Source organism: Holdemanella hominis (genome assembly GCF_014306155.1).
Lineage (GTDB): Bacteria > Bacillota_I > Bacilli_A > Erysipelotrichales > Erysipelotrichaceae > Holdemanella > Holdemanella hominis.
Window position 1 is genome coordinate 1 of the sequence record NZ_JACRWH010000073.1, and the last position, 7,800, is coordinate 7,800.

Consider the following 7,800-nt stretch of genomic DNA (forward strand, 5'->3'; position numbering starts at 1 on the left):
AAGAATTATATAATGCAATCAAGCATAGCCACTCGAAAGATGATTCGTAATTCAATGGACCAATATGCCACGGCTAGAGGCTTGGAAAATGCTTAGGGTTGTCAGATGGGTACTCACAATGTTTGATATGTTAGAGCTAAACGCAATGGTCATGGGAAGTCTTGAATTTTGATTTGTTCGAAAGCTTGCAGCACCTGCATTGTATAGGGCGATGAAGGGGTAGGATAGTGCCGTGATGAATAGATAGCTTAAAGAATTATCCATCACGCTTTTTTTCTATAGATTCAAAACTCAGTGTTAATAGCGGTCTTCTGAATAAAATGCAGGGTATGGTAATCAGTATGGAAATAAGGGTGACGGAGATAATCAATTGTTTCAAGGCTTGATTGGCCTTGTTTTTTGGTCAGAACCTAAGTGTTGGGCACAGATGATGGCGCCTCCGGTTGCCATGGCGGCAAATATATTGATGATTAAAATATTTAATGAATCCACAAGGGAGACGGCGGAAATGCGGTTGAACCAATATTGGTGACCATAATGGTATCAACGGATCTCATTAATGCGTTTAAAACTTGTTCGAACATTAATGGAATCAAAAGTCTCCTTAATTGTTCTTTGGTGTACATGGTAAAACTCCTAAAAATAAAAAGATATCTTTCGATATCTTAACCTACAAGTACTACATCACGGATGTTTGGTACTTCTTCAAGTAATAATTCTTTGATTCCACCTGAGAAATCTTCAGAGGCCATCATGCATCCTTGGCAAGCACCTTTGAAAGAAACATAGACAACATTGAATTCGTCAACTCCTAATAGTTCAATGTCGCCTCCGTCATGTTGAATATAAGGACGAATTTTATCTAAACAATCATTAACGGCTTTACTATCTACTACAGTATCCATAAAATAACACTCCTAACTTATAAAAATAGTGGACATAAAATCAATGGGACAATCAGTCCTACCACAAATCCTCCGATGACTTCGACAAATTTATGACCAAGAACATTCTTTAATTTTTCTTGATAGATTGGATCGTCAAAGCGAAGTCCTGTCATTTCTCGTAAATCTTTGACTAACTGTTGCGTTAATTCAATATTTTTACCTGAGTAATAGCGGACGTGACATGCATCATACATGACAATAAAGGAAAAGATAGTGGTTACGGCAAATATGGCTGAATCAAAGCCTTCCTGAATTCCAATGGAAAGAGAAAGGGCAGTTACAGTGGATGAGTGACTGCTTGGAAAGCCGCCACTTGCGATGACCCAGTGTAAGTCCCATTTGCCAGTTCTATAATAATATACGACCGTTTTTCCTACTTGTGCAAGTATATTGCTCAAAAGAGCTGTAACAAGTGGATATAAGGACGATGGTATCATAAACTCACACTCCTAACAAAAAACATTATATCACACAATGTTAAATCGTGGTATAATCATGAGTGGAGATAGCTATGGAGGGAAAATAAATATGATTACGTTAGATTTAAATCATGCTTTCTTAAAAGAAGATGTAAAGGCTTATCAGAATCAAGTTCGCGCTATTGATGAAGCTTTACAAAATGGTACTTGTAAGGGTAACGACTTTATCGGTTGGCTAAACTGGGCTAACAATTATGATAAAGAAGAATTTAGTCGCATTAAAGAGGTTGCCGCAAAAGTACGTGAAAATACAGAAGTATTCGTTGTATGTGGTATTGGAGGATCTTATTTAGGTGCTCGTGCTGCCATTGAAATGATGAATGGTTTATATGGTGACAACAAACCTGAAATTATTTATATGGGAAACACTTTCTCATCTACTTATATTTCACAGGTCATGAACTATATTAAAGATAAGGAAGTTACTGTAAATGTTATTTCTAAATCTGGAACTACAACGGAAACAGCATTGGCTTTCCGTATCTTAAAACAATTTATGGAAGAAAAATATGGTGAAGATGCAAAGAATCGTATTATTGCCACTACAGATAAGGCTAGAGGAACATTGAAGGCTTTAGCAGATAAAGAAGGATATGAAACATTCGTCATTCCTGATGATATTGGTGGACGTTTCTCAGTCATTACTCCAGTTGGATTATTGCCAATCGCAGTAGCTGGAATCGATATCGATGCTTTGATGAAAGGTTTACATGATGGTATGGGTGAATATGGAGATGCGGCTCTTGAAAAAAACCCTGCTTACCGATATGCAGTGGCTCGTCGTATTCTTCAAAACCAAGGATATGATGTTGAATTGTTAGTAAACTATGAACCTCAAATGCAGATGGTTGCCGAATGGTGGAAACAATTGTTTGGAGAAAGTGAAGGAAAAGATGGAAAGGGTATTTTACCTGATTCAGTATGTTTCTCAACAGACTTACACTCTTTAGGACAATTTGTTCAGGAAGGTAAGAAAGTATTGTTCGAAACAAACTTATATGTCGATACACCAATGATCGATTTAACATTCCCTAATGATGAAGCCAATGAAGATGGAATGAACTACTTGGCTGGTAAGAGTGTGGATTGGGCTAATAAAATGGCTGCCAAAGGAACATTACAGGCTCATGAAGAAACAGGTGGAGTTCCAAATATCTTATTAACTATGCCAGGCATGACTTCTTATGACTTTGGTAATATGTGTATGTTCTTCTTCAAGGCCATCGCAATGACAACTTTGATGAATGATTCTAACCCATTCAATCAACCTGGCGTTGAAGTTTATAAAAAGAATATGTTCAAACTATTAGGTAAAAAGTAATGATGAAAATAGAGATGTAAGCAAGTGTTTACGTCTCTTTTTTATACGCTTACAAATTAGAAGAGACTAACCTCTATGGTGAATTTAACCTTTAAAATTTGACATGAAGCTCGTATAATAATCTATGGTATTGAATATCTATAAAGGAGGAAATATTAATGCCTAGAGCAAAACAGTCTATGGATGGAAATACGGCTGCGGCTCACGTTGCGTATGCTTTTACAGACGTTGCTGCAATTTATCCTATTACTCCATCTAGTCCAATGGCAGACTCTATTGATCAATGGTCTGCAGCTGGACAGAAAAATATTTTTGGAAATCAAGTAGTTGTAAGTGAATTACAATCAGAAGCAGGTGCTGCTGGTGCTGTTCACGGATCATTAGCTGCTGGTGCATTGACTAATACATTCACTGCATCTCAAGGTTTATTATTGATGATTCCAAACATGTACAAGATCGCGGCTGAACAATTACCATGTGTATTCGATGTATCTGCACGTACAGTTGCAACTCACGCATTGAACATCTTTGGTGATCACTCAGACGTTTATGCTTGTCGTCAAACAGGTTTCGCTATGTTATGTGAAACCAACCCACAAGAAGTTATGGATTTATCTCCAGTAGCTCACTTAGCTGCTTTAGAAGGTAAAGTGCCATTCATCAACTTCTTTGATGGATTCCGTACTTCTCACGAAATTCAAAAAATTGAAAAATGGGACTACGAAGATTTAAAAGAAATGTGTCCAATGGAAGCTGTTGAGGAATTCCGTAAACACGCTTTGAATCCAGAACGTCCAACTATGCGTGGTTCTCACGAAAATGGAGATATCTTCTTCCAACACCGTGAAGCATGTAACACTGCATATGATGAATTACCTGCTGTAGTAGAAAAATACATGGGTAAAATCAACGAAAAATTAGGAACAAACTATGACTTGTTCAACTACTATGGTGATCCTGAAGCTGATCGTGTAATCATCGCTATGGGTTCTATCAATGACGTTGCTGAAGAAGTTATCGACTACTTAACTGCAAAAGGAGAAAAAGTTGGTTTAGTTAAGGTTCGTTTATATCGTCCTTGGTCAAGCAAACACTTATTAAAAGTTCTTCCTAAGACAGCTAAGAAAGTTGCAGTACTTGACCGTACTAAAGAACCAGGTGCTCTAGCTGACCCATTATACTTAGATGTAGCTACAACACTTCGCGAAGCAGGATTAAATGACATCACTCTTTGCGGTGGACGTTATGGTTTAGGATCTAAGGATACTCCACCTTCAAGTGTGTTCGCTGTTTATACTGAATTGTTAAAAGACGAACCAAAACCTCGTTTTACAATTGGCATCGTGGATGACGTTACAAACTTATCATTGCCAGAAGTTAAACCAGCTCCTAACACTTCAACTCCAGGAACGGTTGAATGTAAATTCTGGGGTCTTGGAGGAGACGGTACTGTAGGTGCTAACAAGAACTCTACTAAGATCATCGGTGACCACACTGACAAATATATTCAGGCTTACTTCCAATATGACTCTAAGAAAACTGGTGGTATCACGATTTCTCACTTGCGTTTCGGAGACAAACCAATCCGTAGCCCATACTACATTAACCAGGCTGACTTCGTAGCTTGTCACAACCCTTCATATGTAGTAAATGGATACAAGATGGTTCAAGACGTAAAACCTGGTGGTGTATTCATGATCAACTGCCAATGGTCAGACGAAGAATTAGACAAACACATGCCTGCTGAATCTAAAAAATATATCGCAGACAACAATATCCAATTGTACACAATCAATGCCATTGATAAAGCTATCGAAATTGGTATGGGTAAACGTACAAACACAATCTTACAATCTGCATTCTTCAAATTAGCTAACATTATGCCAATTGAAGAAGCTGTAGATTATATGAAAGCAGCTGCTAAGAAATCTTACTCTAAGAAGGGTGATGCAGTTGTTGAAATGAACTATAAAGCTATCGATGCTGGTGTTGGCGCAACTCACAAAGTTGAAATTCCTGCATCTTGGGCTAACCCAGAAGCTGATGCACCAAAACCTGAATTGTCAGGACGTCCTGCAACAGTTAAGATGGTTAAAGACATCATGGAACCAGTTAACAAAATGGATGGAGATTCATTACCTGTATCTGCATTCGTTGGTAACATCGATGGTCAATGGGAAACTGGTGCTAGTGCTTACGAAAAACGTGGTACAGCTGTTACAGTTCCTGAATGGGATCCTGAAAAATGTATTCAATGTAACCAATGTGCATTCGTATGTTCTCACGCTACTATTCGTCCATTCTTATTGAGCGAAGAAGAAGTTAAGGCTGCTCCTGCACAAATCAAATTAGCTGATGTTAAACCAAAAGCTACAGAATTCAAATATACAATGAGTGTATCTCCATTAGATTGTATGGGATGTGGTGAATGTATCACTGTATGTCCAACTCAAGCAATCAAGATGGTTCCTCAAGAATCTCAAGCTGAAGAACAACCAGTATTCGATTACTTAGTAGCTAACGTTTCTAAGAAAGATTCTGGATTCGCTGATGACACAGTTAAGGGTTCTCAATACAACCAACCATTGTTAGAGTTCTCTGGATCATGTGCTGGATGTGCTGAAACATCTTATGCTCGTTTAATTACTCAGTTATTTGGTGAACACATGTATGTATCAAATGCAACCGGATGTTCTTCAATCTGGGGTGGTCCAGCATCTGTATCTCCATATACAGTAAACAAAGACAGCTTACAAGGACCAGCATGGGCTAACTCATTGTTCGAAGACAATGCTGAACACGGATTCGGTATGCAATTAGGACAAAAAGTATTACGTGAACAAGCTATCGAAAAATTAGGTGCTATGAACGAAAGCGAAAAAGCAACTCCTGAATTCAAGGCTGCATTCGAAAAATTCATGGAAACTAAAGAAAATACTCGTACTAACACAGAAGCAACAAAAGCATTATTAGTTGAAGTAGAAAAAGCTGCTGAAGCTGGATGTGAAGATGCTAAAGCTGTATTAGATAAGAAAGAATACTTAGCTAAGAAATCTGTTTGGATCTTCGGTGGAGACGGATGGGCTTATGATATCGGATTCGGTGGATTAGACCATGTTCTTGCATCAGGTGAAAACGTAAACGTTATGGTATTCGATACAGAAATGTATTCAAATACTGGTGGACAGGCTTCTAAAGCATCTAACATCGGTGAAGTATGTCAGTTCGCTGCTGCTGGTAAAGAAATGAAGAAAAAATCTTTAGCAGAAATCGCCATGAGCTACGGATACGTTTATGTAGCACAAATCGCTCTTGGAGCTAACCCTGCACAAGCAGTTAAATGTATTGCTGAAGCAGAAGCTTATCCAGGACCATCTTTAATCATCGGTTATGCACCTTGTGAATTACATGGTATTGCTAAGGGTGGAATGAACCACTGTCAAGATGAAATGAAGAAAGCGGTTAAATCTGGATACTGGAACTTATTCTCATTTGATCCAGCTAAGAAAGAAGCAGGTAAGAACCCATTCACATTAACTTCTAAAGAAGGAGATGGAACTTACCAAGACTTCTTACACAACGAATCTCGTTACACTCGTTTAGTGAAACCATTCCCTGAAAGAGCAGAAAAATTATTTGCTAAGTCAGAAGAAGTAGCTAAAGAACGTTATGAACACTTACGACGTTTAGTTGAACTTTACAAGTAAGAAATAAATGAAAGAAGCTGATTGATTTCGGCTTCTTTTTTTGTGCAAATTAAAAATTATTAATATAATGGTTGTAAGAGGTGTTATATTATGGAAAAAGGAAAATTAAATCGAATTACAGATGTCGAAGGTGTTTTGGTTGGGCATAAAACAATTTGTTCTGATTCTCACCAAACAGGTGTGACATTTATTCGTACGGCTGAAGATGTATTTCATCAAAAGTTAGCTTGTGGTTGTAGTATTTTAAATGGTTTTGGGAAGACGACAGGATTACCACAAATTATGGAATTGGGAACTTTAGAAAGTTATATTTGTTTGACAAATACTTTAAATGTGGGTGTTGTTCAACAAGCCTTAGTGGATATCATGGTCAAAGAAAATGAAGATTTAACAAGTGTTAATGTTGTCGTTGGAGAATGCAACGATGGATATCTAAATGCGATTCGCGATTGCGTCGTTACAAAAGAAGATGTTTATGAGGCGTATCGTGACTGTAAAAAAAATTTTGAACTCGGCAGTGTTGGAGCCGGACGAGGCATGTCTTGTTTTGAAATGTCAGGTGGTATTGGAACAAGTTCAAGAATCTTTGAGATTGATGGAAATACATATACTCTAGGTGTACTTGTATTATCTAATTTTGGTTTAAGAGAACAATATTTGTTAGATAATGTAGAGGGGAATCAATTGCCTTTAGAACAAGAAAAAGGTTCAATCATGATGATCATTGCAACGGATGCTCCATTAAGTGATCGTCAACTTCATAGAGTTTGTAACAGAATGCCAGTCGGTTTAGCTTTAACAGGATCGCATATGGGCAATGGTTCTGGGGATATTGCGATTGCGTTTAGTACCGCAAATCGTTTTGGGAATGAAGAAATCCATACTTTGAAACAAATCAACGATAATAAGATCAATATTGTATTTGATGCAGCGATTGAATCTTGTAAAGAAGCTGTGCACTTATCTTTGATTGAAAATGAAGAGGTAACTGGACAGTCTGGACATGTTCGTAATTGTTTAAATCAAGTGAAGATTTCATAGTGAAATCTTCTTTTTTATGTTATATTTTTTGGTGATAATCTGAAAATAAAATTTATAAAAACAAGAAGTTAGAAGTACAAAAGGGTGCAAAACCCCTTTCCCCAAATATAAAGATTATTGTGTTGCTATAATATTGGAACTGTGTTGGATCATTAGTGTTAATTCTTCAACTGTAAGTCCAATATCTAGTAGTTGTTTAATATCTGATTTACGTATTTAATTCTTTGTTCAACTGGCGTTTCAACTTCTGCTAAATCTGCAGGATTCCAGATTTCTCCTGTAAGAAGCATATAATATGCGCCTAC

The 7,800-nt window shown here is 37.3% G+C and carries 6 protein-coding genes; 3 read left to right on the plus strand and 3 right to left on the minus strand.

What is annotated here, in order from left to right:
• Nucleotides 1–51 precede the first annotated feature (51 nt).
• From H8911_RS12980 to H8911_RS11275, 3 genes are all read right to left on the minus strand, one after another.
• Nucleotides 52–264: an MATE family efflux transporter gene (locus H8911_RS12980; protein ID WP_186999721.1), complete on the minus strand. Its 213-nt coding sequence runs from the start codon at nucleotides 262–264 to the stop codon at nucleotides 52–54.
• A 401-nt stretch (nucleotides 265–665) separates the two neighbouring features.
• Nucleotides 666–905 (minus strand): NifU family protein, encoded by a 240-nt coding sequence (locus H8911_RS11270; protein WP_117925153.1) that lies wholly within the window; start codon nucleotides 903–905, stop codon nucleotides 666–668.
• Nucleotides 906–922: 17 nt separating this feature from the next.
• The gene (locus H8911_RS11275) at nucleotides 923–1,384 is read right to left on the minus strand and encodes a divergent PAP2 family protein (RefSeq protein ID WP_117925155.1); all 462 of its coding nucleotides are present in this window, start codon (nucleotides 1,382–1,384) and stop codon (nucleotides 923–925) included.
• 91 nt (nucleotides 1,385–1,475) lie between these two features.
• Between H8911_RS11275 and H8911_RS11280 the strand changes: the two genes are divergently transcribed.
• The 3 genes from H8911_RS11280 to H8911_RS11290 all read left to right on the plus strand — a co-directional run bounded on the left by H8911_RS11280 (nucleotide 1,476) and on the right by H8911_RS11290 (nucleotide 7,495).
• Nucleotides 1,476–2,747, plus strand: a complete 1,272-nt coding sequence (locus H8911_RS11280; RefSeq protein ID WP_186999722.1) for a glucose-6-phosphate isomerase — start codon at nucleotides 1,476–1,478, stop codon at nucleotides 2,745–2,747.
• Between the two features lie 158 nt (nucleotides 2,748–2,905).
• Complete coding sequence (nifJ, locus tag H8911_RS11285; protein WP_117925159.1) at nucleotides 2,906–6,454, plus strand: pyruvate:ferredoxin (flavodoxin) oxidoreductase; 3,549 nt, start codon at nucleotides 2,906–2,908, stop codon at nucleotides 6,452–6,454.
• 90 nt (nucleotides 6,455–6,544) lie between these two features.
• The gene (locus H8911_RS11290; RefSeq protein ID WP_186999723.1) at nucleotides 6,545–7,495 is read left to right on the plus strand and encodes a P1 family peptidase; all 951 of its coding nucleotides are present in this window, start codon (nucleotides 6,545–6,547) and stop codon (nucleotides 7,493–7,495) included.
• The last annotated feature ends 305 nt before the right edge of the window (nucleotides 7,496–7,800 follow it).

Excerpts from the sequence above, each read along its gene's own strand:
- H8911_RS11275 (WP_117925155.1), bottom strand. The coding sequence starts at position 1,384 with ATGATACCATCGTCCTTATATCCACTTGTTACAGCTCTTTTGAGCAAT.
- nifJ (WP_117925159.1), top strand. The coding sequence starts at position 2,906 with ATGCCTAGAGCAAAACAGTCTATGGATGGAAATACGGCTGCGGCTCAC.
- H8911_RS12980 (WP_186999721.1), bottom strand. The coding sequence starts at position 264 with ATGGATAATTCTTTAAGCTATCTATTCATCACGGCACTATCCTACCCC.
- H8911_RS11290 (WP_186999723.1), top strand. The coding sequence starts at position 6,545 with ATGGAAAAAGGAAAATTAAATCGAATTACAGATGTCGAAGGTGTTTTG.
- H8911_RS11270 (WP_117925153.1), bottom strand. The coding sequence starts at position 905 with ATGGATACTGTAGTAGATAGTAAAGCCGTTAATGATTGTTTAGATAAA.
- H8911_RS11280 (WP_186999722.1), top strand. The coding sequence starts at position 1,476 with ATGATTACGTTAGATTTAAATCATGCTTTCTTAAAAGAAGATGTAAAG.